General features: G+C 65.6%; 25 protein-coding genes. 9 read left to right on the plus strand and 16 right to left on the minus strand.

The window, feature by feature from the left end:
* Positions 1 to 129: 129 nt before the first annotated feature.
* From XI02_RS27635 to XI02_RS27645, 3 genes are all read left to right on the plus strand, one after another.
* Positions 130 to 909, plus strand: coding sequence for an NAD kinase (locus XI02_RS27635; RefSeq protein WP_016843906.1), 780 nt, complete (start codon positions 130 to 132; stop codon positions 907 to 909).
* A gap of 108 nt (positions 910 to 1,017) precedes the next feature.
* Positions 1,018 to 1,563 (plus strand): response regulator, encoded by a 546-nt coding sequence (locus tag XI02_RS27640; RefSeq protein WP_026192935.1) that lies wholly within the window; start codon positions 1,018 to 1,020, stop codon positions 1,561 to 1,563.
* A gap of 9 nt (positions 1,564 to 1,572) precedes the next feature.
* Positions 1,573 to 2,151: an Hpt domain-containing protein gene (locus XI02_RS27645; protein ID WP_016843908.1), complete on the plus strand. Its 579-nt coding sequence runs from the start codon at positions 1,573 to 1,575 to the stop codon at positions 2,149 to 2,151.
* Positions 2,152 to 2,219: 68 nt separating this feature from the next.
* On the opposite strand, the gene XI02_RS27650 is transcribed toward XI02_RS27645, so the two are convergent.
* The 10 genes from XI02_RS27650 to folE all read right to left on the minus strand — a co-directional run bounded on the left by XI02_RS27650 (position 2,220) and on the right by folE (position 11,135).
* Positions 2,220 to 3,401 (minus strand): DUF2336 domain-containing protein, encoded by a 1,182-nt coding sequence (locus XI02_RS27650; protein ID WP_026192936.1) that lies wholly within the window; start codon positions 3,399 to 3,401, stop codon positions 2,220 to 2,222.
* Between the two features lie 163 nt (positions 3,402 to 3,564).
* Entirely contained in the window at positions 3,565 to 4,569 is a 1,005-nt protein-coding gene (locus XI02_RS27655) for a transglycosylase SLT domain-containing protein (RefSeq protein WP_018272280.1), read from the minus strand.
* Positions 4,570 to 4,655: 86 nt separating this feature from the next.
* Complete coding sequence (locus tag XI02_RS27660; protein ID WP_016843911.1) at positions 4,656 to 5,447, minus strand: c-type cytochrome; 792 nt, start codon at positions 5,445 to 5,447, stop codon at positions 4,656 to 4,658.
* A complete protein-coding gene (locus tag XI02_RS27665) occupies positions 5,444 to 7,069 on the minus strand; it encodes a b(o/a)3-type cytochrome-c oxidase subunit 1 (protein ID WP_016843912.1) in 1,626 nt (541 codons plus the stop codon). The genes XI02_RS27660 and XI02_RS27665 overlap by 4 nt, the downstream gene beginning before the upstream one ends.
* Complete coding sequence (locus tag XI02_RS27670; protein ID WP_016843913.1) at positions 7,059 to 7,622, minus strand: hypothetical protein; 564 nt, start codon at positions 7,620 to 7,622, stop codon at positions 7,059 to 7,061. Before XI02_RS27670 ends, XI02_RS27665 begins: the two co-directional genes overlap by 11 nt.
* A complete protein-coding gene (locus XI02_RS27675) occupies positions 7,622 to 7,801 on the minus strand; it encodes a hypothetical protein (RefSeq protein WP_016843914.1) in 180 nt (59 codons plus the stop codon). Before XI02_RS27675 ends, XI02_RS27670 begins: the two co-directional genes overlap by 1 nt.
* Positions 7,802 to 7,916: 115 nt before the next feature.
* Entirely contained in the window at positions 7,917 to 9,167 is a 1,251-nt protein-coding gene (locus XI02_RS27680; RefSeq protein ID WP_370143224.1) for a cytochrome c, read from the minus strand.
* Between the two features lie 13 nt (positions 9,168 to 9,180).
* The gene (locus XI02_RS27685) at positions 9,181 to 9,792 is read right to left on the minus strand and encodes a c-type cytochrome (protein ID WP_016843916.1); all 612 of its coding nucleotides are present in this window, start codon (positions 9,790 to 9,792) and stop codon (positions 9,181 to 9,183) included.
* A gap of 205 nt (positions 9,793 to 9,997) precedes the next feature.
* Positions 9,998 to 10,426: a phosphoribosyl-AMP cyclohydrolase gene (gene hisI / locus XI02_RS27690; RefSeq protein ID WP_016843917.1), complete on the minus strand. Its 429-nt coding sequence runs from the start codon at positions 10,424 to 10,426 to the stop codon at positions 9,998 to 10,000.
* Between the two features lie 28 nt (positions 10,427 to 10,454).
* Positions 10,455 to 11,135, minus strand: a complete 681-nt coding sequence (gene folE, locus XI02_RS27695; RefSeq protein ID WP_016843918.1) for a GTP cyclohydrolase I FolE — start codon at positions 11,133 to 11,135, stop codon at positions 10,455 to 10,457.
* A gap of 240 nt (positions 11,136 to 11,375) precedes the next feature.
* Here folE and XI02_RS27700 point away from each other — a divergent pair, with 240 nt between their 5' ends.
* On the plus strand, positions 11,376 to 11,822 hold the full coding sequence (locus XI02_RS27700; RefSeq protein ID WP_016843919.1) for an iron-sulfur cluster assembly scaffold protein: 447 nt from the start codon (positions 11,376 to 11,378) through the stop codon (positions 11,820 to 11,822).
* Between the two features lie 24 nt (positions 11,823 to 11,846).
* Here XI02_RS27700 and XI02_RS27705 read toward each other — a convergent pair whose 3' ends face one another.
* Entirely contained in the window at positions 11,847 to 12,689 is an 843-nt protein-coding gene (locus tag XI02_RS27705) for a hypothetical protein (protein ID WP_016843920.1), read from the minus strand.
* 369 nt (positions 12,690 to 13,058) lie between these two features.
* On the opposite strand from XI02_RS27705, the gene yidD reads away from it, so the two are divergent.
* Both yidD and XI02_RS27715 read left to right on the plus strand, forming a co-directional pair.
* Entirely contained in the window at positions 13,059 to 13,370 is a 312-nt protein-coding gene (gene yidD, locus XI02_RS27710) for a membrane protein insertion efficiency factor YidD (protein ID WP_016843921.1), read from the plus strand.
* Between the two features lie 124 nt (positions 13,371 to 13,494).
* A complete protein-coding gene (locus XI02_RS27715) occupies positions 13,495 to 13,662 on the plus strand; it encodes a hypothetical protein (protein WP_016843922.1) in 168 nt (55 codons plus the stop codon).
* Between the two features lie 76 nt (positions 13,663 to 13,738).
* Here the strand turns inward: XI02_RS27715 and XI02_RS27720 are convergent, their stop codons facing one another.
* Together XI02_RS27720 and XI02_RS27725 are read right to left on the minus strand one after the other, a co-directional pair.
* Complete coding sequence (locus tag XI02_RS27720) at positions 13,739 to 14,875, minus strand: MFS transporter (RefSeq protein ID WP_050999578.1); 1,137 nt, start codon at positions 14,873 to 14,875, stop codon at positions 13,739 to 13,741.
* Between the two features lie 106 nt (positions 14,876 to 14,981).
* The gene (locus tag XI02_RS27725) at positions 14,982 to 16,268 is read right to left on the minus strand and encodes a hypothetical protein (protein ID WP_038380551.1); all 1,287 of its coding nucleotides are present in this window, start codon (positions 16,266 to 16,268) and stop codon (positions 14,982 to 14,984) included.
* Between the two features lie 220 nt (positions 16,269 to 16,488).
* On the opposite strand from XI02_RS27725, the gene thrS reads away from it, so the two are divergent.
* Positions 16,489 to 18,537 (plus strand): threonine--tRNA ligase, encoded by a 2,049-nt coding sequence (gene thrS, locus XI02_RS27730; protein ID WP_026192942.1) that lies wholly within the window; start codon positions 16,489 to 16,491, stop codon positions 18,535 to 18,537.
* Positions 18,538 to 18,621: 84 nt separating this feature from the next.
* A complete protein-coding gene (locus XI02_RS27735) occupies positions 18,622 to 19,185 on the plus strand; it encodes a nitroreductase (protein ID WP_038375597.1) in 564 nt (187 codons plus the stop codon).
* Positions 19,186 to 19,319: 134 nt separating this feature from the next.
* On the opposite strand, the gene XI02_RS27740 is transcribed toward XI02_RS27735, so the two are convergent.
* Both XI02_RS27740 and XI02_RS27745 read right to left on the minus strand, forming a co-directional pair.
* Positions 19,320 to 21,803, minus strand: a complete 2,484-nt coding sequence (locus XI02_RS27740; protein WP_038380555.1) for a bifunctional diguanylate cyclase/phosphodiesterase — start codon at positions 21,801 to 21,803, stop codon at positions 19,320 to 19,322.
* Between the two features lie 177 nt (positions 21,804 to 21,980).
* Complete coding sequence (locus tag XI02_RS27745) at positions 21,981 to 23,057, minus strand: hypothetical protein (RefSeq protein ID WP_038380565.1); 1,077 nt, start codon at positions 23,055 to 23,057, stop codon at positions 21,981 to 21,983.
* Between the two features lie 277 nt (positions 23,058 to 23,334).
* Between XI02_RS27745 and XI02_RS27750 the strand changes: the two genes are divergently transcribed.
* Positions 23,335 to 24,381, plus strand: coding sequence for a patatin-like phospholipase family protein (locus XI02_RS27750; RefSeq protein ID WP_026192945.1), 1,047 nt, complete (start codon positions 23,335 to 23,337; stop codon positions 24,379 to 24,381).
* 3 nt (positions 24,382 to 24,384) lie between these two features.
* Here the strand turns inward: XI02_RS27750 and XI02_RS27755 are convergent, their stop codons facing one another.
* Positions 24,385 to 24,813, minus strand: a complete 429-nt coding sequence (locus XI02_RS27755; protein ID WP_016844424.1) for a CBS domain-containing protein — start codon at positions 24,811 to 24,813, stop codon at positions 24,385 to 24,387.
* Positions 24,814 to 24,839 lie beyond the last annotated feature (26 nt).

The raw sequence follows: 24,839 nt of genomic DNA on the forward strand, positions 1-24,839 counted from the left end.
CAGCGGCAAACTGCGCTAGTTTGGCGGCGCCGGCGTGGCATGCGGTCCGTTCCCGGACCATCTCGACAAGGCCGCCCGGGATGTATAGACGAGCGCGGCGTGTTCCGTGCCAAACGAGTTCGTGAGCGAATGGCCAGCTCCAAGCGGTATGACAAGATCGCCTTCGTCGCCAGCGCCAGTGCGGAAGCGCAATCGGCGCTCGAGCAGCTGACGGAAATGTACGGCAACCATCCACCCGCCGATGCCGACGTCGTGGTCGCGCTCGGCGGCGACGGTTTGATGCTGCAGACGCTGCACGCCAACATGCGCAGCGGCAAGCCGATCTACGGCATGCACCGCGGCACCGTCGGCTTCCTGATGAACGAATATTCGACGCATGATCTGCGCACCCGGCTTGCCGCCGCGCGCGAGTCGCTGATCAATCCGCTGCTGATGCGCGCCACCGACATCCACGGCGCCGTGCATCTGCATCACGCCATCAACGAGGTCGCGCTGTTCCGGCAGACCTACCAGGTCGCCAAGCTGCGCATCCTGATCGACGAGCACGAGCGGATGCCCGAGCTGATGGCCGACGGCATCCTGGTGGCGACGCCGGCCGGATCGACCGCCTACAACCTCTCCGCCCAGGGGCCGATCCTGCCGATCAACGCGGCGCTGTTGGCGCTGACCCCGATCAGCGCGTTCCGGCCGCGGCGCTGGCGCGGCGCGCTGCTGCCGAATTCCGCCTTCGTGGTGATCGAGGTGATCGAGGGCGAGAAGCGCCCGGTCGCCGCGGTCGCCGACCATGACGAGGTGCGCGACGTCCGCCGGGTTGAGGTGTTGTCCGACAAGACGATCGCGATGCGGATGCTGTTCGATCCCGGCCACTCGCTGGAAGAACGCATCCTGCGCGAGCAGTTCGGCTACTGACGGCGACGGCTGCCCCTTGCCCGGCAACCAATCATTAACCCCGGGCAGGATATGGTTAACGTCGGGTAATACCGCATTGGCGAGGTAATGCCCTATCAGGGCCGGACCATGTATCGCATCGATTTCAACAAGCTGCGATTTTTGATTTGCGACGACAATCCGCACATGCGCCGCATCCTGCGGACGCTCTTGCATTCGTTCGGCGCGCGCGAGGTGTATGAGGCCGAGGACGGCGCCACCGCGCTCGAGATGTATACGCACTACGTGCCCGACATCGTCATCACCGACTGGTCGATGCCGATCTTCGACGGGCTCGAGCTTGCGCAGATGATCCGGCAGCCGGAATCCAAGGGCAACCCCTACGCGCCGATCATCATGCTGACCGGGCATTCCGAGAAGCGCCGTGTCACCGTGGCGCGCGATGCCGGCGTCACCGAATTTTTGGCCAAGCCGATCTCGGCCAAGGGCCTCTACCAGCGCATCATGAACGTGGTCGCCAATCCGCGCCCGTTCATCAAGACCAAGACCTATTTCGGCCCCGACCGCCGCCGCAACACCACCACCACCTATATCGGCCCCGAACGCCGCGGCAGCGGCGAGGTCGAGGTGCTGCAACAGCCGTCGCTGCTCGAAAAGGCGCGCTCGGCCATCTAGGACACCGCCATGGCGAAAGACAAACCCGGGACGATCGAGGTCAAGAGTTTCGGCACGCACCACGTGATCACGCAGCCCAATCCGCTGCGCAAGATGCTGCTGCGCGTCCCCGAGAGCGATCTCGACGATCCGGTCGGCCGCGCCGAAAAGGCGCTCGCCGGGCTGTCGGGCGAGTTCAAGGAGTGGATGACGATCGAGGCCGACCGCCTCTCCGCCGCGCACGCCACCGTGCTGCGCGAGGGCTTCAGCGACAAGACGCGCGAGGAGCTGTTCCGCGCCGCGCATGACATCAAGGGCGACGCCGCGACATTCGGCTATCCGTCGGCCGCCGCAGCCGCGGAGAGCCTGTGCCGCATCATCGAGCACGCGCCGGATCTCGGCGCCGTGCCGCCGCAGCTGATCGCCCATCACATCAACGCCGTGCAGGCGATCGTGCGCAACCGCACCAAGCTCGACACCGCGGTCGTCGCCGGCGTGCTGAGCAAGCAGCTCCGCGGCATCGCCGATGAATTCCTGACCCACGCCAACCGCGACCGGCCCGAGCACCTCGAGGCGATCCTCGCGCCGAGCATCGTGCCCGGCGAATAGCCGCGCGGCCGGCCGCTCGCGTTGCGGCCGCCTCTCAGGCATCCATCGATCGGAAAGAATCGCGGCCCTCAGGCCGCGATGAGATCGTCGTCGTAAGGCAGCACCGCGATGGCGTCTTCCGCGGCGAGCTCCTCGCAGAACATCCGCGCGTCCTCGCGGGCCGATTCGGTCGCGAAGCGGCGCAGCAGGATCAGGAGCGGCTCGGCCGCCGAATGGTCCGTCTCGCAATGCGTCAGCACCCGCTCCACCATGCGGCGATGCAGCCGCGCCGCACCGTCGCCGCTGTCGACATAGCCGACCTCGTGGCTGGCCTCGAGCGCGACGCGGAACGCGGCGTAGGTGGATTCCGGCAGACCGGCGCGGCGCAGCAGCGCCTGCAGGCCGTTGCCGCCGCGGTCGTTCAACAGCGCGGAGACGCGGCCATAGGGCAGTCCGGACAGTTCGGCGAGCGCCGCCCCAAACAAATCGAGATTGCCCGACAGCAGCGCGCGCAGGATCAGCCCGGCGGTCAATTGCCCGGTGGCGCGCAGATGCATGATCAGGTTCTGCATGTCATCGCCGAAGGCACGCGCGGCGATGTTCACGGTGGAGCGTTCCCTGGCCTCGCCGGCGATGCGGTCGGCCCGATCGCTGCCGAGCCAGTTTCGCGCGACGACGAACTGCGCCAGCGTGTCGGAGAGCTTTGCGACCAGCGCCAGCCGCGTCGCCGACGGCAGGTCTTCCAGCTGCAGCATCGATTCCCTGATGGCGGCGAGATGGCCGTGGCGTTCGACGATGCGATCCCAGGAGAATGGCGCGAGGCCGGCGTAAGGATTTTCGATCAGCTCGAGCGCGGCCGCCGCCGAGCCGACCTCGGCAATCGCGGCGGCGACGGAGGCCGGCAGGTTGATGCGGCGCGCGATCGCGCATTGCATCTCGTCGGAACCGGTGGCGACGATGTCGACGAGGTCGGCATCGATCAGAAGCGGTGAATGTTCCAGCACCGGCAGCGCGATCGCCGGCTGGTCGGCCGACAGCGCCTGCACGATTGCGGCAGGCGCGTCCGCACTGCGCGCGAACACCTCGGCCATCGCCTGCCGTACCAGCGGCGACGGGTCGTCGAGCAGCATCAGCAGCGCGCCTTCGGCTGCGATGCGGTCGTCCTCGGTGAGATCCGAGATGAGCCAGGCCCGGGCCAACGCCCGTGTCGCCTCTGCTCGCTCACCTGCTGGAGCGGTCCTAATCCAACTAATAAATTGCCGAACGATCATGGTCCTGCCGGCTTACGCAACGAAACGGCATCGGCATACGACGCCACTACAAGGAAAAATAAACCATGACGCTTAATAAAGGGTTCACCATAAACGTTTGGGATTATTGACGTTTCGTTAAGACGGCAACGGCGTGCGGCTTCGCGCGCGCGGCAGGGCGGCGCTAGCCGTTGCTGTAGGTGCCGCTCGGATCGCTGAACAGGTCAAGCCGTCCGGGCGCGCGAACCTTTGGCGTCGCCGACGCGGTCAGCGAGGAGGAATTGCCCCACAGCTCCTGCACCGCCGGCGAGATCGGCTCCGAGCGGTCGCCGGCCTGGTAGAGCGAGCGGAAGGCCGGTGCCGGCTGCGCCGATGCGACGGCCGAGGTCGCAGCGACGGGCGTCGCCGACCGGGAGTCCGGGAAGGTCGAGAGATAGGACGCGGTGTCCATGGTCAGCGCTTGTGTGGGCGCGGCGCTTGCGATCGCGTAAGGCGACATGGTGTCGCCGCCCGCCGCGGCGAAGGCGGTGCGCGTGTCCTTGGAGTTCGCGGCCGCGGCGTAGCGCGTGGTCAACACCGAATAGACCTGGCTGACGCTGCGCGCGTTGCCCGACTTGTCGTAGAAGATCGACTGGTTGGCGGCCGCCGCCTTCGGAAACATCGCGGCCGCATTGGCGCTCGGGCTATCCTCGGCGCTCGAGATCAGCTTGCCGGCGCCGCCGACTCCCATGAAGTGGGCCATGTAAAGTTCGGCATCGGTCGGACGGCGGCCGAGCTTGCCGGTGAGCTTGAAGCTGTTGGACTGCGTCAGCACCGCCGCCATCGAGGACGCCGCGTCCGGATCGTCGCGCAGCTTCATGACCGCGGCGCGCGCGGAGGGATCGCCGACCGAATAGCTGCCGTCGGAATTCCTGCTGATGGCGTCGGCATACTGGCCGTAGCCGAGCTGGCTTCCAGCCTCCTTGACGGTGCCGAGCCAGGTCTGGTCGATGAATTGATAAAGTCCATGCGCCGACGAGGTCGTGGCGCCGGCCCGCGGATTGAAATTGGATTCCATCTTCGCGGTCGTGAGCAGATATTCGAAGCTCGTGCCGGTGGTCGCGGCCGCCTGCTTGATCGAGCTCGCGACCTTCAGGCGCGAGGGATCGACACCTGCCGAAGCCGTCGCATTGAAGAGGTCGACCGCCATCTGTCCGGGTGCCTTGCCGGGTGCCGGCAATCGGCACCCATGTCCCGTCAACCTGCCGTAATTATGGTTAATGGCGCGTTAATGGCTCAGGGCTGGGCCTCGTAGTAGTGCGCGACCTGGTCGATCTCCTCGGCCGTCATCTGGCGCGCGATGTTGCGCATCTGCTGACTGATGTCGTTGCGGCGGGCCCCGGATGCAAAGGCCTCGAGCTGCGCCTTGATGTAGACCGCCGACTGGCCGCCGAGCCAGGGGCTTCCCGCCTTGTTGTCGACATCGCCGTGGCAGGAGCCGCAAGGCGCGATGTTGCGCATCGGGGCGCCCGTCACCACGATCGCCGGCGCGGGACGCCCGGTATCCAGATTGTTCGAAGGCACCCGCGGCAGATAGGCGTAATAGGCCGCGACGTCCTTCATGTCCTGATCGCTCATCGCCGCCGCGAACGGGCTCATCACCACGCTGACCCGCGCGCCGGTCTTGAAGTCGTTCAGTTCCTTGTACGTCACCGCGGCAAATTGCCCGGCGAGGTTCGGTGAATGGGCGTCGCTGACGCCCTGCGGTCCGTGGCAGATCGCGCAGCGCTGCGCCAGCGTCGCGCCCCGCCCGATCGAGACCTGATTCACCTTGGTCAGCATCTCCGACGTCATGATGACGTTCGACGTCTTGAAATCCGGCTTGATGCCGGGCTCCTGCACGGCGGCACGCGGAACGCCGGCCGCGCTGCAGATCGCATCCCAGACGCCGGCAAGCTTCAAATTGGGTTGCGCCAGCGGCAACCAGATCAGGCCTGCGACGGCCGACAACACGGCGATGGCGGCCGTGATGCCGACGCTGGCGCCGAACCACGGATTGCGAAGCGAGAACAGCGGCTGGTCGCTCATCGGCCTGCTCCGACATAGACCGCAGGCACGCTGGTCTCGTTCAGCGCCATCAGCTGCGCAATCGGGAAACCATAGTTCACCACGGTGAGGCCGACCATCAATGCGAGCCACAGGCCGAACGAGTTGAGCGCGACCGGAATCCGCGCCGGCATGTGCAACGGCACCGCGAAGCGGTACGCACCAGCCTCGCCCCGCGCGCCGAACTGCCCGCGGATCAACACCAGCAGGAACAGCAGGCCCGACAGCAACAGGATGAATCCGCCGATTGCCGACATCGTGACCGACAAGGCCTGCGGCGAGATCGCCGGGTTGGCATAGTCATAATAGGCCATGCGGCGCGGCATGCCGAGAATACCGACATAGTGCCACGGGAAGGTGGTCACGATCATGCCGATGAACCACAGCCAGAGCTGCGTGCGCATCAGCGCAAAACTGTCCAGCGCCCGGTCGGTCAGATGCGGCCACAGATCATAGGCGATGGCAAAATACATGATGACGATGGCGCCACCGAAGATCAGGTGAAAATGGCCGGTGATCCACTGCGTGTTGTGCACGGTGGCGTCGAGCTGATAGCTCATGTTGATCAGACCGCCGGCGCCTCCGAAGCCGAGCATGACCAGCGACAGCGCCGTCGCCAGCATGATCGGATTGGACCACGGCAGCGCCCCGATCCAGCCAAATGCACCGCGGCCGCCGCGCAGGCGGCTGGCGATCTCCGCCGACGCGCAGATCGTGAACACCGTGAGCAGCGTCGGCAGCGCGACGAGGCCGGTGAACACAGAGTGCATGAACTTGAATCCGGCGCCGACCTGCGGGTCGGCAAACAGATGGTGCACGCCGATCGGCATCGCCACCACGACGAACAGGATGAACGAAATCCGCGCCATCGCGTCGCTGAAGAGCCGGCCGCCGATCGCACGCGGAAAGATCGTATAATAGGCGATGTAGGTCGGGATCAGCCAGAAATAGACGATGGCATGCAGCGTCCAGGAGAAGAAGACACGGGCCAGCCCCGCATCGATCGTCGACTTCAGCCCAAGCGCCACGGGCAGGATCTGGAACAGGATCTCCAGCGCCGCGCCGACCGCGGTCCAGCCCCAGAGCAATGAGCCCGCAACATTGGCATACATCGCAAGCGGCACCGGCTTGCCCGGGTTCTCGCGCTTCCAGATCACGAAATTGGTCACCATCAGCGCGACCCAGATCCATGAGCCGACCACGACCATGACGACGCCGATGTAATAGAAGGGGTTGCCGACCATCGGCGGATAGAAGGTGTAGAGCACCGAGGCGAGCCCGAGCGACACCGGGATCATCGCGACAACGGCACCGACGGCGACCAGGAAGAAGCCCACCCAGGCCCAGCGCCGTCCAACCAGCTCTTTCTCGAGCGAGGCTTCGGTGATCGCGTAGCCGAATCCCATCGCGATCAACGTCGGGAAGACGTATCCCATCGCCGAGCCATGGGCGGTGACCGAGCGATAATAGAACTCGGGATTGAAATGCCAGGCGTTCAACGGGCTGCGCACGAACATCTGCCAGGCGCCGAGCACCAGCGCGACGCCGAACACGATGAAGGCAAGCCAGAAATGCGCCGCGATCAGCCGCTTGTTAATCAACACAGGTCAGCCTCCGCTTCGCTGCCGCCATGTCACGGAACGCAGCCTTGTCGACCACCTTGACCTTGCCCCACATGCCCTGGTGGCCGATGCCGCAGAATTCCTGGCACGGCATCACGTGATCGCCCGGCGCCTTGAAGCGCACCGGCAGGTCGGTGACGTAGCCCGGCACCAGCATCGTGTTGATGTTGGTGCCCTCGATCAGGAAACCGTGGACGACATCGGCGCTGGTGGCGCGGAAGGTGATCGGAGTCTCCGCGGGCACCACGATGCATTGCGGTGTGAAGGAATATTGCTGGCCAATCGCGCGCACGGTGACCGATCCGTCGGCCAGCATTTCGCTGCCGAGATTGCTCTCGACGAATTCGCCCGACAGATGCAGCGTCTTGGGATCGGCGGTTTCGACCCGGCCCTGCGGCATCGTCGCCTGATGGATGCCGATATAGGCCGCCATGCCGACCAGGACGCCGACAATGACGATCGACAACGTCGCCCAGCGCCGCTCGATCCGTGCGGCAACGGCCTCGCCGAGGCTGTGATCGGTCTCGCTCGCCATCAGGGAACGCTCCGCGGCAGGAAGACCAGCAGGTAGAATGCAAACCACAATCCGACCACGACGGCCGTCGCAATGCCCGCGACCGCGACCGCGCCACCCGGACCGGCGCGGACGATGGTCTCGACATCATCGTCTTCCGAGCCCGATGCCGGCGGTTGCGGCGAAGACGAGTTGATCATGATCGCGCTCCCCCTAACGCGCGACGAGACGAGATTGACTAGTCATCGCGCTTTAGCTCCTTTGTTTGAGCATGATCGTTTCGGAAAACCGCTTCGCACTTTTCCGGATCATGCTTTAGTTCAGCGTTGCTGCCCGCAGTTCGTTGGCCTGCCGCGCCGACACCGGCTCGCCGCGATTGCCCCAGGCCGTTCGAATGTAGGTCACGACAGCCGCGACCTCGTCATCCGACAGCTTCTGCGCGAAGGGCGGCATGCCGTGGGGCATCGGATTGCCTGACGTGCCCGGCGGATAACCGCCATTGAGCACCATCCGGATCGGGTTTACCGCGGAGACCATCTGGATCGACTGATTGCCGGCAAGCGGCGGATAATCCGGCGGCATGCCCTGCCCGACCGCGCCATGACAGCTTGCGCAGTCGCGGTCATAGATCGACTTGCCAAAGGACAGCAGCAGACTGCTCTCGGCCGACGGCAGCGAAGTCGACGCCTTTTCCGGAGGACCGCCCTGCGCAAGGCCCTTCAGGTAGACCGCCATCGCGCGCGCATCATCATCATTGAGATATTGCAGGCTGTTGTACACGACCTCGGCCATCGGCCCGTACACCGCGCCCTTGGCGGACACGCCCTTGCGCAGATAGTCGACGATCTCCTCGATGGTCCAGTCGCCGAGCCCCGTCTCCTTGTTGGAGGTCAGCGACGGCGCGTACCAGTTCTGCATCGAGATCAGGCCGCCCTCGAAGGCCTGCGACTGCTTGCTGCCGCCGAGCGCATTGATCGGGGTGTGACACATCCCGCAATGACCCAGTCCCTCGACCAGATAGTTACCTCTATTCCACTCCGCCGACTTCGTCGGATCCGGCTTGAACTCGCCTTCCCTGAAGAACAGCGTGCGCCATCCGAGGATCAGCGAGCGATTGTTGAACGGGAATGTCAGGTCATGCGGCTTGTTGAGCTGCCTCACAGGCGGCACCGTGCGCAAATAGGCGTAGATCGCGTCGCTGTCCTCGCGCGTCACCTTGGTATAGGAGGCGAACGGCATCGCCGGATAGACCAGGCCGCCATCGGGAAAGCGGCCATTGTGCATCATCTGGTAGAACTGATCGGAGGTCCACGTGCCGATCCCGGTCTGCGGATCGGGCGTGATGTTCGACGTGTACAGCGTGCCGAATGGCGTCTTCATCGGCAGGCCGCCGGCGAAGGTCATGCCTTCGCGCGCGGTGTGGCAGGCGATGCAATCGCCGGCGCGTGCGAGATACTCGCCCTTGGCGAGGACGGCCGGATCGGCCGCCTTCTGCTGCGCCGATGCCCCAATCGGCGACAGTGCCAGCATCAGTCCGACAAGCAGTCCTGTTAAGGTTCGCGACATCGGCACGATCCCCTCAATGCGGTTCGCTGCCGCATTTGAGCGGCATCGGAAGGCTGCCCCGCGGCGCGAAGGATGGATCGGCTGGCGCCGGACGCGATGACAGGTAGGCTGCCACCGCCTTCACGTCGTCCTCCGTCAGCAGGCTCGCGACGATCTGCATGCAATCGGGAGCGAACGCAGTCCGCGTGCCGTAGCGCCAGCCGCCGAGCTGGCCGCTGATATAGGCCGCGCGCAGGCCAAGCAGGCCGGGAATGCCGGGCTCCATGCCGCCCAATGTGGAACCATGGCAGGCCGAACAGGGCGGAATGCCGTGCTGCGGATCGCCGTTCTTCACGATCTCCTCGCCGCGCGCCAGAATCTCCTTGCTGTCGACCGGCGGGACCGGCGGCGGAAATGCCGGCCTGAGCGAGGCGAAATATTCGGCAATCTTCTTCAGGTAATCGTCGGTCTGAAACTCCAGCAGATAGTTCATCGGCGGATATTTCCGCCGTCCATCCCGGAATGCGATGAGCTGGTTGTAGAGATAGCCCTCCGGCTTGCCGGCCAGCCGCGGGAAATAGGCGTCGCTGGTGCCCTCGCCTTCGGCGCCGTGACAAGGTGCACAGGCAAGGACGCGCGCGGCCATCGTGTCGGGTGCGCGCTCGGTTGTTTGCGATTGCGCTGCACCAATCGGCAATACAACCCAGGCAAGAAACCCAACAAGCGGTATCAGACGATGCGCCACAACTCACCCCCAGCGCGACGATGATGGGGAATTATAGGCACATCGCGAAAGGAGGAGCAACGAAGCGCGACGCTTCGACGCGTCGCATTTGATTCAGATGAAAACGCTATTTGCGATAGACCTGCGCCGGATCGAACAGCTGCTCGGCGTCGACAAAGGACAGGCTGACATGGCCATCCTCGTCCTTCACCGCCCGATAGAAGCAGGAGCGCCGTCCGGTGTGGCAGGCGGCGCCGATCTGCTCGACCTTGATCCACACCGCGTCCTGATCGCAATCCATCCGGATCTCGACCACGCGCTGGGTCTGGCCCGAGCTCTCGCCCTTGCGCCACAGCGCGTTGCGCGAGCGGCTGTAGTACCAGCCTTCGCCGGTCGCGATCGTCTTGCGCAGGGCTTCGTCGTTCATGTGCGCGACCATCAGCACGTCGCCGGTCGCGGCATCGGTCGCGACGCAGGTCACAAGGCCTGCCGCGTCGAATTTGGGCTGGAAGGCCAGCCCCTCCTCGCGGTCGTGATCGTGGGTCGCTGCGGACACGGAAAACCTCGCTCAGGAAAATGCGAGGTTACCGGTTCGGTCCTCGCACCAGGGACAGGAAACGCTGCTGCTCCGCCGGATTGTCGCGGAACATGCCGGTGAAGCGGCTGGTGAAGGTCGATGCACCATGCTTGGCGACGCCGCGCACCGACATGCAGGTATGCTCCGCCTCGATCAGCACGGCAACGCCGCGGGGCTTCAGCACCTCGTCGATCGCAGCCGCGACCTGCGCGGTGAGATGCTCCTGGGTCTGCAGACGGCGGGCGAAGATGTCGGTCAGCCGCGCGAGCTTGGAGAGGCCGACGACGCGCTCCACCGGCGTATAGGCAATATGCGCCTTGCCGTAGAACGGCATCATGTGATGCTCGCACTGCGAGGTGAACTCGATGTCGCGGACGAGGACGAAATCGTCGTAGCCGGCGGTCTCGCCGAAGGTGCGGTTCAGCACCTCGGCCGGGCACTGGTGGTAGCCCTGATAAAGTTCGTCATAGGCCTCGACGACCCGGCGCGGCGTGTCGAGCAGGCCCTCGCGGCCCGTGTTCTCGCCGATATAGGCGAGCAGCGTCTTGACGGCGTCCTCCGCCTCCGCCCGCGACGGGCGCGGCTGATCGGCACGAACGGCCGCCGTCATGAATTCTGAGGGGTCGAGCTCGCCGGGCTTCGCGTCGGCCGGCTTGTTGGGGCGAATCGATTTGATCAAGGCGTCCATGTCTTCTCCGTTCGACCGGCCCTCGGATTTGACCTTGGTCCGGATGTGTCACCGGGCAGACGGGGCGGATGGTTCGACCGCCGGGCGCCTGAGTCCCATTATTGTAGCACCGCCGCGGCGGAGGTGGGCCGCGCTGGCTGCATGGCCGGGCTATGTTTCCGGCGTTGCCGCCCATATATAGGGCGGTGCAACCCAGCCGCCAAGAGCGCCCGGCACGGCCGGAACCAGGCATCTGTCCTCATGCTGAACGACATTTACAACAAGCGGATCATCGAGTTGGCCGGCAATATTCCGCGCCTCGGACGGCTTGCCGACCCGGACGCCAGCGCCACCGCCCACTCCAAATTGTGCGGTTCGACCGTCAAGGTCGACCTCAAGATGGACGGTCCCGTGGTGACGGACTTCGCCCATGATGTGAAGGCCTGTGCGCTCGGCCAGGCCTCCTCCTCGATCATGGCAAGCCAGGTGGTGGGCTCGACCGCGGACGAGTTGCGCGAATTGCGCGAGACGGTCCGCAAGATGCTGAAGGAAAACGGCCGGCCCCCGCAGGGCGGCAAATGGGCCGATATCGCGCTGCTTGAGCCGGTGCGCGACTACAAGGCCCGCCATGCCTCGACCTTGCTGACCTTCGATGCCGTGGTCGATGCGATCGGCCAGATCGAGGCCAAGGCGAAGCAGCCGGCGTAAGCCTTACTTCCGCCGGCCCACGTCCTACTGCGCGGGCTGGACCGGCGCCGGCGCCGGCGCTGCGTTGCCGCCGGTCGGCACCACGGCCTCGGCGGTCTTGGTCGCTCTCGCCGCCGGTGGCGCCTCGCCCTCCATCGTGCTGCTCACGAAGCGATCGTTGTTCTTCGGCTTCGCCTCGGCGACGGGAATTGCGTTGTCCTTGCTGTTGTCCTGCCGCGGCAGCACGTCGGCAACCGCATCGGTGGTGATGAGGTTGGTCAGCCGCAACTCCGCCGCCGACAATTCGTGCAGGTCTTCCCACGGCGGCACGCTGAGCGAGAGCGCCAGCAGATCACCCGCGCCGCCCATATCGAAGGTGTACTTGGCAAGACGGCCGATATCGCGCTCGACGATCATCAGGTCCTGCGCGGTGTAGCTCGCGGCCTTGGCGTCGTCGGCGCGATCGCCCATCCAGATCTGATGCACGCGGACATGGGCGGCCGGCGGAACGTAGCGCGTCTTGCCCGACAGCAGCAGGAACACGCACATCGACTCGCAATAGGCATCCGGCAGAACGCTCGCGCGGCCTTGCGCGGCCTGATTGGCAACGCTGGTGCCGACCGTGGTCAGCACGCCGAGACCGCGGAAGCGGCGGCCGAGCGCGATCGCGTCGTTGACCGAGCCGCCGCTGGAGTCGAGCACGATGGTGGCGCCGTTGAGCTGGCGGCCGCGCGCGAACTCGTCGAATTCCCTCGGACTATCGGCCGTGATGATGCCGACCGCGGACACCCAGCCGCGGCAATTCGGCTGGCAGGCGATCCAGCTGAACTTCATCGGCAGCTTGCGCTCTTCGAGGGTCGAATTGGCCTGCGCGGAACCGCCCGCCATGGCGGCGGTGCCGGAAGCTGCGAAGCAAAGAGCAACGGCGCCGGTAAGCGCCCAACTGCGCAACGAGAGCGACTTGACGAGCCTCAATTTGGTTCCTTCCCCCAAGCCCTTGGTGATGCGAGCGGTGGCAATGGCCCCATGGCAATGCGCCACGATTCTGTCAGCGGCGCGTTATGGGAACGGTAGCGTTGCTGACCCGGACCGTCCATAGAGCCCTTGCTGCAGCGCCATCGGTGCTGTGCAATAATAACGAACTGTGGCGTAAATATCTGCAACAAAACAGTTCCTTGGCTTGGAACCCCCGCAAGACTACGTACATACTTGCGTATGCCGCCGACAGACCATTCAACGACACACCATCCACGATGCATGGACTGTGCCAGCACCATGCGCCGCTTGCCGCGCAACTTCGGCCGCGCCCTGATCTGGATCTACCGGCACACGCTGTCGCCGCTGGTCGGCTACAACTGCCGGCATCTGCCGACCTGTTCGGTCTATGGCGACGAGGCGATCGAACGCTTCGGCCTGTGGGGCGGCGGCTGGATGACGCTGGCGCGGCTGCTGCGCTGCCAGCCCTGGGGAACATCCGGGATCGATAATGTCCCGCTGACGAAGCCGCCCGGGGCACGCTGGTACTTGCCCTGGAGCTATGGCCGCTGGCGCGGCGTCAACGAGGGTTGACGCGGCGTCAACGACAATTGATCGGTTGCTGCGGCACGTCCAAGCGCGGCGCGCAGTGCTGCCCGTCGGAACTGTGGCGATAGTTGGCGCATTGTTTCGTTGCCCCTTTGGGGAGGAAACAACAATGCGCTGGAAAATCAGCCACAACGGTCATGATCCCCGGCAGATCGACTTGCTGGCCGTGCTTGCCTTGCTCGTCGTGATCGTCGCCGCCTACGGCTACTTCACCCACAATCCGAACAAGCCGAGTACGACGGCGTTCATCGTGCCCAGCCAGAGCGTGAGGTGGTGACGCGCAGTCGAGCTCCAGGATGGTCCTCACGCGGATCGTTGATGCTCTCGCGAACGCATGCGTGAAAGCCAGCCGTTCACTCGGCTGCGGCGGTGGCAGCCGTCCGTCGCGGCCGCGTGATGATTACGACCGCGAGCGCCGCCGCGACGAAGACCGTGGCCACGTAGCCTGCGCTGTGCAGCCATTCGTGGGCGAACAGCAAGCCACCGATCGCGGAGCCGATGGCCTGGCCGATATACAGCACCGAGGTATTGAGCGAGACCGACGCCGAAGCGAGCGCCGGCGCCGCACCGACCAGGCGTACCTGCTGCATCGAATTGGTCGATGCAAAGCCGAGGCCCCACACCGCGACGGAGGCGGCCATCAGGGCGTAGGCCCCGGCGCTCAGTGCCCAGCCGGCTACGCCTGCGAGCAGCAGCACGGTGAACAGGACCGAGGTTTTCCAGGCGCCCCACGAGTCCACCACGCGCGTTGCGATCACGATGCCGACGAACCCGAAGATGCCGTAGAGCGCGAACACGATCCCGACGGCGTCCGCATTGGCGCCGGTCAGTTTGGCGAGCAGCGGCCCCATGAAGGTGAACACCACGAACTGGCCGGACATCTGCAGCGTCGTGATCGACAGCAGCAGAATGACCATCGGATTGCGACCGAGATCGACCCAGGTTCTGAGGTCAACCGGCGCGCCGTGCAGTCCGCCTGGCAGCCGCCACCACAGCAGCAGGGAACTCACAAGCCCTGTCAGCGCGATCGCGCCATAGGTCACGCGAAAGCCGTAGCGGCTTGCGATGAAGGTGATCAGCGGCAGCCCGATCGCGGCGGCAAGCGACCAGCCGAGGAAGATGTAGGCTATCGTGCTGCCGCGCTTCTCCACCGGCACGATCAGTGCCGCGGTGCCCGCCGCCTGCGGCGTGTAGAGCACGCCGACCGCGAGCATCACCAGCCGAATGATCAGGAGGCTGTCGTAGTTCGGCGCGAAGGCGGAGGCCGCATTGGTCAGCGTCAGCACCAGCAGCGTCGCCGTCAGCAGCGCCCGCCGCTCGATCCGGCTGGTCAGCCACGCCGTCACCGGCGAGCCCACGCACAGCACGATCGCGCCGAAGGTGATCAGGAGACCCGCGGTATGGATCGTGACGCCGAGTCCGTCGGACAACTCCGCCAGCATGCCGGCCGGCGCCAGCACCGAGCAGCCGGTGACGATATTGCCGAGCATCAATGCGGTGGGAGCGAAGCGTTTCACGCCGCGGTGTTAGCAGACGGCGAGATCGATGCAACTGCATCTAAATGCATGGCACCTGATCGAACGGCGCCTCTTGCGCTCATGGCGACGGCGACGACGCCGGCACCGCACTGACGCTCGGCGACGCGGCAGCCGGCAACGGGCTCGCAGGCTTCGGACCGGTGGTCGCCGCCGGGCACGATGCCAGAAGCTGCGTCCACCCCTGCTCCAGCCCGGTGGTGTCGATATCGAATGTCGCAAGGTCGGACTTGCTGTCAGACTTGGTATCAAGCTTGCCGTCGGTTGCCGGCGCGCTTTCGCCGATCTGCAGATGCGGGGCCGCGAGCATCGCCTTGACGGTGTCGGAGGTCACCGCCTCGCTCCAGACCTCGTATTTGCCGAACCGCGCCGATCGGCCGAATGCGACGGTCCTGGACGCGCCGGCCATCATCGCCACCGTGCTCTTGCCGGCTGCCCCCTCCTCGAACTCGCGCACGAACATCAGCCGCCCGCGATCCTTGCTCTCGCAGAACAGCCGCCACTCCATCATGCGGAACGAGCTGCCGTCGGCTCTTTTCTGCTGCACGATCTTGCGAACATAGGGCCGTGTCTCCTTCTCCACCGCCCACAGGGTTTCCGGCAGCGGCCGCGTATCGATGCCGAATCGATAGAGCTCCGGCCGCGTCAACACGTGCAGGTCCTCGAACTTCACGGACTTGATGAGGTCGCTGAGCTCATGGCTGATGCCCATCGCCGCGAGGAAGACATTGCGGTCGCGGTCGGCGCTCACCATCTCGCGCCGTCTGAAGTCGGCGACGACCTGCGCCGGCGGATGCCCGTGGACGACGAACATCAGCTTGGAGTTATGCACCGCGAGCACTGAGTCAGGCGCCACTTCGCGGCTGGTCGCGCCCAGGAACAGATAGGCGCAGGCCGACACGCACATCGCGTTGCGCGTGGTGAGCTCGGCCTCGACCTCCCCCTTCGCAGCCTTGATCTTCAGGCAGGCGGCGTCGACCTGCGTGCCTGTGGAACAGGCCGGCACGATGGTACGGCCGACCCGGGCGATGGCCTTGTGCGCGCGCAGGAACCGCGCGATCCCATAGGACTGCTCGACGTTTCCGCCCGGCGAATGAAGGTAGATCGGAAGCTGCCGGTCCTTGATCGGAAAGAGGAAGGTGCGAATCCGCTGCGCGGCTTCCCGATCGATCTCGCCTTCGATCGCGATCCAGCGATCGCAGCCGGCGCCGCAGGCATTCGCCGGTCCCTTGGCGAGATAGATGGTCAGCTTTTTCGCGAATCCGGCCTTCTGGACCGGTGTTTCTTCCGCCCGCAACACGCCCGGGATCAGAAGCAACGCCACGAAAAACAGGAGACGGGAAAACATGAACCTTGCGGATTGCGCGATGGCGGAAAAATGGACGCCGGACGTTAGACGATGATCGGCAGCGTCGCAACGCGTCAGCTGCAGGCAAGCGTCCCTCGATTCGGTGCGGCCGGCGGCCCATTTTCTTGATATTGCCGGATTGCAGGCGTCAAATCCCCTGCTATACCGCTGCTTTCCGCTTACCTGCGCTCGTTCGCAGGAGTGAGCTACAGGAGACACCATGGCCGATACGCCACCCAAATCCGAATCCGGATTCCAGTACAGCCTCTCTAACCTCAAACCCGCAGAACCCGTGAACAAGATCGCCCTCACCTTCCCTGATGGAGCGAGGCGCGATTTCCCGAGAGGGACCACCGGTCTCGACATCGCCAAAGGCATTTCGCCCTCGCTCGCCAAGCGCACCGTCGCGATGGCGCTCGACGGCACGCTTGCCGACCTCAACGATCCGATCGAGGCCGACGCCAAAATCGAGCTGATCGGCCGCGAAGACCCGCGCGCGCTGGAACTGATCCGGCACGATGCCGCGCATGTGCTGGCGGAAGCCGTGCAGTCGCTGTGGCCGGGCACCCAGGTCACGATCGGCCCGGTGATCGAGAACGGCTTCTACTACGACTTCTTCCGCAACGAGCCGTTCACTCCGGAAGATTTTGCCGCGATCGAGAAACGAATGCGCGAGATCGTCGCGCGCGACAAGCCGTTCACCAAGGAAGTCTGGGATCGCGAGAAGACCAAGCAGGTGTTCCGCGACAAAGGCGAGGCCTTCAAGGTCGAGCTGGTCGACGCGATTCCCGGCAACGAGCCGATCAAGATCTACTTCCAGGGCGACTGGTTCGATCTGTGCCGCGGCCCGCACATGACCTCGACCGGCAAGATCGGCAACGCCTTCAAGCTGATGAAGGTGGCGGGCGCGTATTGGCGCGGCGACTCCAACAATCCGATGCTGACCCGCATCTACGGCACGGCATTCGCCAAGCAGGAAGACCTCGACGCCTATCTCAAGCAGATCGAGGAAGCCGAGAAGCGCGACCACCGCAAGCTCGGCCGCGAGCTCGACCTGTTCCACTTCCAGGAGGAAGGCCCGGGCGTGGTGTTCTGGCACCCCAAGGGCTGGACCGTCTTCCAGCAGCTGATCGCCTATATGCGGCGCCGGCTGCTCGGCGACTACAACGAGGTCAACGCCCCGCAGATCCTCGACAAGGCGCTGTGGGAGACCTCGGGCCATTGGGACTGGTATCGCGAGAACATGTTCGCGGCGCAGTCCGCCGGCGACGAGGCCGAGGACAAGCGCTGGTTCGCGCTGAAGCCGATGAACTGCCCGGGCCATGTGCAGATCTTCAAGCACGGGCTGAAGAGCTACCGCGACCTGCCGTTGCGGCTCGCCGAATTCGGCGTCGTGCATCGCTACGAGCCGTCGGGCGCGATGCACGGCCTGATGCGGGTGCGCGGCTTCACCCAGGACGACGCCCATGTGTTCTGCACCGAGCAGCAGCTCGCCGATGAGTGCCTCAAGATCAACGATCTGATCCTGTCGACCTATGCCGATTTCGGCTTCGACGGCGAGCTCACGGTCAAGCTCTCGACGCGGCCGGAGAAGCGGGTCGGCACCGACGAGATGTGGGATCACGCCGAGCGCGTGATGGCGACGGTGCTGTCGGAGATCAAGGCCAAGGGCAGCAACCGCATCCGGACCGAGATCAATCCGGGCGAAGGCGCGTTCTACGGACCGAAGTTCGAGTATGTGCTGCGCGACGCCATCGGCCGCGACTGGCAGTGCGGCACGACCCAGGTCGACTTCAACCTGCCGGAGCGGTTCGGCGCGTTCTACATCGATCACGACGGCTCGAAGAAGGCACCCGTCATGGTGCACCGCGCGATCTGCGGTTCGATGGAGCGCTTCATCGGCATCCTGATCGAGCACTATGCCGGCAACTTCCCGCTCTGGCTGGCGCCGACCCAGCTCGTGGTCACGACCATCACCTCCGAAGGCGACGAATACGCCAAGGTGGTGGCGGCCGCGGCGCGCCGCGCCGGGCTGCGGGTCGAGATCGACCTGCGCAACGAGAAGATCAACTACAAGGTCCGCGAGCACTCGCTGGCCAAGATCCCGGCCCTGCTCGTCGTCGGCAAGAAGGAAGCCGAGACCCACTCGGTCTCGGTCCGCCGCCTCGGCAGCGAGCGGCAGACCGTGATGCCGACCGATGAGGCGATCGCCGCGCTGGTGGATGAGGCGACGCCGCCCGACGTGAAGCGGGCGCGATCCGTCGCCTGATCTTCACAATCGGTCTAAACTGGCTTTCATTGGTTTGGTCGTGCCCCCATCTTGGGGGCACGACTCCCCTTGAAGGACATTTCCGTGCCCGATGCCATTGAACTCCTGAAGACGCGCCGCTCGATGAAACCGCGCGAGATGACCGGCCCGGGCCCGTCCGCGGCCGAGCTCGAGACCATTTTGACGATCGGCGCGCGCGTGCCCGACCACGGCAAGCTCGCGCCCTGGCGCTTTATCGTGTTCGAGGGCGATGCCCGCGCGCGGGCCGGCGACGTGATCGCAAAGGTCTTCGCCCGGAAGAATCCCGGGGCGCCGGCCTCCGACATCGAGGTCGAGAAGAAACGTCTGACCGACGCGCCGCTGGTGATCGGCGTGGTCTCCTTCACCAAGCCGCACCCGAAGGTACCGCCGTGGGAGCAGGAATTGTCGGCGGGCGCCAGCGCGATGAACATCGTCACCGCGGCGACCGCGCTCGGCTACGGCGCCTGCTGGCTGACCGGCTGGTTCGCCTTCGACCGCGACGTGCTCGACGGCCTCGGCCTCAAGCCGGACGAGAAGCTCGCCGGGCTCATTCACATCGGCACCCCGACCAAGCCCAGCGAGGATCGCCCGCGTCCGGCCCTGTCGGATATCGTGACGCGGTTCTAGACGAGGCGCGCCCCTGTGGCGACCTTGTAGCCCGCATGAGCGCAGCGATATGCGGGACTTTGGCCCCGGGTGTCCCTTCGCTCACCCGGGCTACGAAGGCAGCCATTGCCGGACTTGGCGCGTGGACGCGAGACTCACGCCGCCTTCGACGCACGCTCCGCAAAACCGCTCAGCAGCGCCGCGATCTCGCCTGCCGGCCTCGCCGCGCTGAACAGAAATCCCTGCACCTCGTTGCAGCCTTCGGCGCGCAGCCAGTCGAGCTGGTCTGTCGTCTCGACCCCTTCCGCCGTCGTGGTGATCTTGAGGCTGCGGCCGAGCCCCGAGATCGCGCGCACGATCGCGAGGCAATCGGAGCGCCGCGCCAGATCCTTCACGAAGGAGCGGTCGATCTTGATCTTGTCGAACGGGAAGCTGCGCAGATAGCTCAGCGAGGAATAGCCGGTGCCGAAATCGTCCATCGAGATGCTGACGCCGAGCTCACGCAACTGATGCAGGATCGCGAGGTTGGCCTCGGTCTCCGCCAGAAACACCGACTCGGTGATCTCGAGCTCGAGCCGCCGCGCTGGCAGGCCGGAATGCGCCAGCGCCGAGATCACCGCCTGGACCAGGTTGCGGCTGCGGAACTGCACCGGCGACAGATTGACGGCGACCTTGACGTCGGCGGGCCACTTGATCGCCTCGGAGCAGGCTTCGCGCAGCACCCATTCGCCGAGCGCGACGATCAGGCCGATGTCTTCGGCGACCGGGATGAACTCCGCAGGCGAGACCATGCCCTTTTGCGGGTGCCGCCAGCGCAGCAGCGACTCGAAGCCAGAGATGCGGCCGGCCGCGATATCGACCAGCGGCTGGTAGTACAGCTCGAACTCGCCGTTGCTGAAGGCCGCGCGCAGATCGCGCTCCATGTCGCGGCGCTTCTGCGCCTGCTGATCCATCTCCGGTTCGAAGAAGTGATGCACGCCGCCGCCCTCCGACTTGGCGCGGTACAGCGCCATGTCGGCATTGCGCATCAGCTCTTCCGACGTCGTACCGTCGCCCGGTGACAGCGCGATGCCGACGCTGGCGCCGACCACGACCTCGAGCCCGTCGATGTTGTAGGGCGCGCTCAGCGCATCGATCAGCCGTTCGGCGAAAGCGCTGGCCTCGTTCGGCGAAACGTCGGCCGCAAGCACGATCGCGAACTCGTCGCCGCCGAGGCGGGCCGCCACGTTGTCGTCGCGGACCACCTCGCGCAGCCGCTCCGCCACCAGCTTGAGCAGCCGGTCGCCCATCGGATGCCCGAAGGAGTCGTTGACGTTCTTGAACAGGTCGAGGTCGATGCACATCACCGCGACACGCTTGTTGCCGCTCCGGCCGCGCTCCAGCGCCTCGCGCAGGCGCTCCTGGTAGTAGTCGCGGTTCGGCAAATTGGTGAGACCGTCATGGTGCGCCATATGCGCGATCCGCGCTTCGGCGGCGCGGCGCTCGGTGATGTCGACCACCGCGACCAGATAGCCGTCGCGGCCCTCGAACGCCACCTTGCGTCCGAAGGTCAGCACATGGATCTCGCTGCCGTCGGCCCTGATGTGCCGCCAGTCGCGGCTCGATTGATAGACGTCGCCGATCTCGCGCAAGGCGGCGCTGTGCACGCTCCATTCGTCCACCGGCCAGATCTGGCGCAGCGTCATGCCGAGAAACTTTTCCCGGCTGTATCCATAATGCTGAACGGCGGCGTCGTTGACGCTGAGGAATTCCATCGTGCCGGCGTCGAACACCCACATCGGCATCGGATTGTTCTCGAACAGCAGGCGGAACGACAGCTCGCGCTGCTTCAGCGCGGTGACGTCGGAGACGGTCAGCGACAGCATGTCGCCGAACGCCGTGACGCCGAGCCGCAGGCAGCGATCGCCGCTGTCGATCTCGAACTGCCCGCCCGGGCCGCCGCCGACAAATCCACGCAGACGGCTCATCACCGCCGGCGCCGCAAGCGGATTGCCGCCGGCGCTGAGCCGGCACCACAGCAAGTCGGTCGCAGGCTGCATCAGCAGCCTTGCGGCGCCCTGGTTGAGATGCACGATCTGGAAGTCGGCCGGCTCGCCGCGCGCATCGCGGATCGCTGCGAGCGACAGCACGCCCTCGTCGGCGGCTGAGAAAATCGTATCGAGCAGATTGTACTGCGCATTGCGCTCGTTGACGTAAACGCCGACCAGGATACCGCCCCAGCGCGACCGCGTCGGCAGCGCCAGCACGTCGAAGGTCCGCACCAACCCGTCGCGGACGCAATGCGCTGACGCCAGATAGGGCCGGCAGTTCTCACGCGCGTTTGCGGCAGCTTCGGTCAACGCGGTGGCGCAGTCCGGCGGCAGCGCGCTGAGCGGAATGTCCCAGCGCTCGTCGTTCAGCCATGTCTGGACATAGCGGCCGGCGTGCGAGACGCTGAGCATGCCATCGACGCTCCGCAGCAGCACGATGTGATCCGCGAGCCGGCCGAGACTGCCGAGCATCACATCTTCATAGTGCGGCAGCCTTTCGCCGGGACGGACCGCGGCCTGCCACTTGCGTTGCAGAACCGGTACGTCGGCGAACATCTCGGAATTGAATTTGGCCGATGCCTGTGCTGATTTCTTGTTGGCCATGACCATGGCGCGCCCCACGCAAACACTAGTCCCCACGGCATCCAAGTCATGCCGCGGCTTAACGTCGTGTAAAAATAGGCAGGCCCGGTATCGCCGCGAGCGATTATGACGGCTCAAATTCGCGCGATGGTTAGTTCACATTAGAGACTATGACAGCTGCATGAAATGCAGGCCGGTCGGACGTCAGCGCGCCACGACCTCGACTTCGCCATCGACGCCGTTGACGACGTTGAAGGGACGCTCGAACACCTTGCCTTCGTTCTTGGCGATCGCGCGATACTCGCCTTCGGAGAGCACGACGCGCGGGAACGCGCCGATCGATTCCTTGATCACGTCGCCGCCCGGCGTGATCACCGACCAGGCGGTGTTGGCCAGCGCCTCGCCGCCCCGCTCGCTGACCAGCTTGAGGGTGATGACGGCGGCGCGATGGGTAACGGTGACGTCGGTCAGCTTGCCCGCCGCGACGCGAATGTCGGAGCGCACCACCGAGTTGGCGTCGCCATAGTTGGAGACGATGTAGTAGGTGCCCTCGGGCAGCAGCGCGACGTCGCCGGCGGCAACGTTCGGCACCATTGGTCCACGGTCCGAGCCGTCGAACTGGCTGCCCTTGTAGATCGCAAACGAGATCTGGTTGGCGGGGATCTTGCTGCTGCCGACCCGGCCCTCGATCCGCAGGCCCCCGGCAGGCAGCACGAAGGACTCGCGGTCGGTCTCCGACTTCAGGCTGACGGCGCGCACCGCGCTGACGAGGCCGAGCGCGACATGGACGACATAGTTGCCGGGCGGCAGCACCACGTTGGGCGTCGCCCCGCGCTCTTCGCGGATCAGCTTGTAGGTACCGTTGTCGTCAGGCTTGTCGGCGAACACCCGCCACACCAGCCCGGCATTGATGACCGGCAGGTCCTTGCCGTACCGCGCCGTCAGCGACAGCACCGCCTGCCCGGCGGCCGGCGAACCGGCCGGCGGCGCTGCTACGACCGGCGGCACCGTCGCAATCGAGGGCTGGACGATGGTCGGCTGGTTGAGCGGGCCGGGCAGAACGGGCCCTGAACCGCCGCCCGATGGCGGCGCCAGGTTGAGCGCCGGACCGGACGGCACCTCCGGGACCGAGGCGGGCGGAATTGGCGGCGGCCGGTCGCTGAAGAACTGCGCGGATACGGAACCGGGGATCAGGGCCAGCAAAAATGCCGCAAGCGTCAACAGCGGAAGGAGCCGCACGCCCCGCCCGCATCCGCCGATGCCGTTGCCCCTCGAAGTCATCACCATGCTTTTCAACGAAAACGCGGCAAATTCAAGCCTTCGTCCAAGGGGATCCAGGCGGCGTCCAAGGCTTTGTCACAGTCCGGGCGGGCGGCGTCCGCCATTTGGAACCGCGCGATCAAGCCGATGTTAGCCCTGTCGTCGCGGTCCAGTCACATTCCCTGCCTACCGCGGACCACCCGGGCATGAATCATGCCTGTGGGAATAACCATGAAGACGGACGACGCTGGCGCAGCCATGCTGCGCGGCCTAGTCTCGCGCTGGCAGGAGATTTGTCGTGTTGGATAGCTGGATGGGCCGAGGCCACAAGAGCTCCGACGGTCCCGACAAGGTAGGACTGGGTACGGTTCGCCGGCCGGTCATCGGGCTTGCGCTCGGCGGCGGCGCCGCGCGCGGCTTCGCCCATATCGGCATCATCAAGACCCTGCTGGCCCACGGCATCGTCCCCAATGTCGTGGTCGGCACCTCGATCGGCTCCGTGGTCGGCGGCGCCTACGCGGCCGGCCATATCGAGACGCTGGAGCAGTGGGCGCGCGGCCTGCAGCCGCGCAGCGTGCTCGGCTACCTCGACATCCGCCTCAACGGCTCAGGTCTGATCCGCGGCGCCAAGCTGGCCGCCGAGATCGAGGCGGCGCTGGGTCAGGTCATGATCGAGGACCTCACGGTCAAGTTCGCCAGTGTCGCCACCGAAGTGCGCACCGGGCACGAGATCTGGCTGACCCAGGGCCGCGTGGTCGACGCCATGCGCGCCTCCTACGCCCTGCCCGGCATCTTCGCGCCGGTCCTGATCGGCGACCGCTGGCTGGTCGACGGCGCGCTGGTCAATCCGGTGCCGGTCTCGGCCGCGCGCGCGCTCGGCGCCGAGATCGTCATTGCGGCGAACCTCTCCAGCGACGTGTTCGCGCACTCGACCACGATCTACAATCACGGCCCGTCGGCCGCGCCCGAGGTGACGGTTGCGGTGACGGCCGACGCCGAGCTCGAGCCGGAGCCGCCGAAGCGCCGGTTCGGCCGCTTCTTCTCCGCCGAACGCACCGTGAAGCGGGAGTTTTTCGGCAGCGCGAGCCGGCCCGGCATCTCGAGCGTCATGGTCGACGCCTTCAACATCATGCAGGACCGCATCACCCGCGCACGCCTTGCCGGCGATCCGCCGGACATGCTGATCTCGCCGCGGGTCGGTCAGATCGGCTGGTTCGACTTCCACCGCGCCGACGACCTGATCGCGCACGGCATCCGCGCCGCCGAACGCTCCATCAGCGCGATCGAGGAAGCGATCGACATCCTGGTGCCGCCGTCGAGCGGCGCGGGCGGCACCGGGAAGTAGCAGTCAGGCGGTCTTGATGTAGTCGCGCAGCGCCTCCTGCTCGCGCTCATATTCCTCCACGCGCCGCTTGACGATGTCGCCGATCGAGATCAGCCCGACCACCTTGCCGTCCTCGACGACAGGAAGATGGCGGAATTTTCCCGTGGTCATCATCTCCATGATGCCGCTGACGGTATCGGACTCGCGGCAGCTCACGACTTTCCTGGTCATGACAGCGCTAACCGGTTCGTCCAGCGCGCCCGCGCCGCGCTCGCTGAGCACGCGCACGATGTCGCGCTCCGACAGCACGCCCTCCATGCGGCCCTGCTCCATCACCAGCACCGCGCCGATCTTGCGCTCGCCGAGCAGCTTGACCGCGGCCGAGAGCTTCGCGCCGGGCGCGACGCTCATGACCTGATGGCCTTTTGCATCGAGAATGGAACGTACCGTCATTGTCGGCCTCCCTGAATCCGCTCGTG

Source organism: Bradyrhizobium sp. CCBAU 21365 (genome assembly GCF_015291305.1).
GTDB classification, from domain to species: domain Bacteria; phylum Pseudomonadota; class Alphaproteobacteria; order Rhizobiales; family Xanthobacteraceae; genus Bradyrhizobium; species Bradyrhizobium elkanii.